Origin of the sequence: Spirulina sp. CCY15215 (assembly GCF_016888125.1) — a bacterium.
In the GTDB taxonomy this organism is placed as follows: domain Bacteria; phylum Cyanobacteriota; class Cyanobacteriia; order Cyanobacteriales; family Spirulinaceae; genus CCY15215.
Genome location: NZ_JACSWA010000540.1, coordinates 1 through 1,899, shown reverse-complemented (window position 1 = coordinate 1,899; position 1,899 = coordinate 1). Strand labels below are relative to the sequence as shown.

Sequence of the window (1,899 nt, the reverse complement as noted above, 5' to 3'; positions counted from 1 at the left end):
GTGAATACACCCGCTCATCATCCTTCGGATAGATGAGGGGCTTCACTCTCCCATAACGTAGAGAGAGTGACGGGTATTCTCCGTTTGTCTGAGGAGCTTTTGCCATCAGACAACTGACGACCATTTCTGTGCGCCAGTTTGCGTTTCCAAGCCCAATATCTCGCACCAATGTTCTGGCTGCCATTGAGGTCAGCATTATATTGCTTACCAGAAGTAAATTGAGCATTGGCATAATTAGTTTTCGAGCGCTTCACTTTTCCCGAACCATCATAAGCCCAAGAAGAAGTCCCTCTTGGGTAAACTAACTCGACTTTTCCACCTAATTCTTCAAACTTTTCCGTAGTTAATTGTACCAACCAACGATGCAACCAACCATGAAATTTTTGTTTGAGATTTGAGCGCTTTCTTCCCCCTTTGGGTCGCCAACCTTTAAGGTTTTCAAAAACAATAACGTTTGCACCATAAATCAAAGCCAAATTAACAATTTGAAGAGAAATTTGTTGGGCAATTTCTTTGTTGATTCGGTGACACTTCGAGTAAGTTTTTTGGCAAAATCTAGGAGGGAGTTTTCCCCCAGAGCCAACAGTTAGTTTGGCTTTATGACGTATTGACTGCAATCGTTTGTCACGACGGTCTATATCGGCTGCTGGATGAAAGAATTCTCTTGCAGTCACAGTGCCGTCAGAACTGACAATTGTTGCAGTCGCTAAAGTATTGATACCAACATCAATGGCTACGACTTTTCCCCCCTCTGTCCCCCCAGTGGGGGGATTTAGGGGGGTTGTCTTGACTTTAAATGGAACGGATAAGCAAACTGATTTATCGCCAACAATTAATGTTGGCGATAATTGTTTGTTGTCAGAGTCAAGATGTCGCTCTCGTTTGGAAACAATTTTAACGGTTATCCAAATCCAATCCGAACCATTGAAAACCTTGATTTTTGCTTCAGACAACTCATCATTAAACTTAATGCACTGCCCTTTATACAAAACGGCGTACACATTCGTTTTACCGTTTAATCTAGGAGGCAGTGCATCTTTTCTTTTTCTTTGTCCTGATTGCCAAGACGAATATCGTGTAATGAATGAGGAAACTTGACCAATTGCAAATTCGATAGCTGCCCGTCTTAAATAAGAGGGAAACTTGTAGAATTTGCGGTCAAAATAAGCGTATTTGGGGTTGGGATTCTTTTTGGTTTTATGAATGAGTTTCTCGGTTGCCGCACAAGAACTTTCTGCGCTGTTAATGTGCGAGTAATGAGTATAGACTACACCAATCAATCCGCGAACGAATTGACGATAAATATTTTGGGTTAGCCGCAAATATTTACGCTGTTCTGGTGTGGGTTGCAATCCCCATCTATCTGTGCGTACAATCGAGTTAGCCATATTGCTATTATTGCTCATGTCAGTTGATTATAACACGCTAAACACCAAAAACCACAGTGCTTATCGAATTTTTTATCATATTGTGTTGTCAGTCAAGTATCGTCACAAGTGCATCACTGCTGACATTCTTGTGCGACTCGAAGAGATATTTCGAGATTTATTGACCAAATGGGATAGTAGATTGGTAGAGTTTGGGGGTGAGTCCGACCATGTTCACTTACTTATAGAAACTTGTCCTACGGTTGCACCTGCTAATTTAATTAAGAATATGAAGTCTGTCTCTTCTCGTCGCATTCGTGCTGAGTACGTAGAACACTTGAAGCCTTTCTTTTGGAAGCCTTATTTTTGGTCGCGTTCTTACTGTTGTATTTCTGTTGGAGGTCGAGCGAATATTGAAACTTTGCTGCGATACATTCAGAACCAAGACGAACCGGGGCGACTTAAACAACCCGCGCCGCTAACTAGCGATTCGTCCTGTCGGACTGAATCGTAGGATGCGCGGCGCATTTTT

Annotated in this window: 2 protein-coding genes; one reads left to right on the top strand and one right to left on the bottom strand. The window is 42.1% G+C overall.

Translation table 11 applies throughout. The features are described 5' to 3' along the window. Positions 1 to 17: 17 nt before the first annotated feature. Positions 18 to 1,388 carry an IS200/IS605 family accessory protein TnpB-related protein gene (locus JUI58_RS18910; protein WP_204105369.1) on the bottom strand — a complete coding sequence of 457 codons (1,371 nt, stop codon included), beginning with the start codon at positions 1,386 to 1,388 and terminating at the stop codon, positions 18 to 20. A 16-nt stretch (positions 1,389 to 1,404) separates the two neighbouring features. Between JUI58_RS18910 and tnpA the strand changes: the two genes are divergently transcribed. Further along, on the top strand, positions 1,405 to 1,881 hold the full coding sequence (gene tnpA / locus JUI58_RS27855; protein ID WP_204105368.1) for an IS200/IS605 family transposase: 477 nt from the start codon (positions 1,405 to 1,407) through the stop codon (positions 1,879 to 1,881). Positions 1,882 to 1,899: the final 18 nt, after the last annotated feature.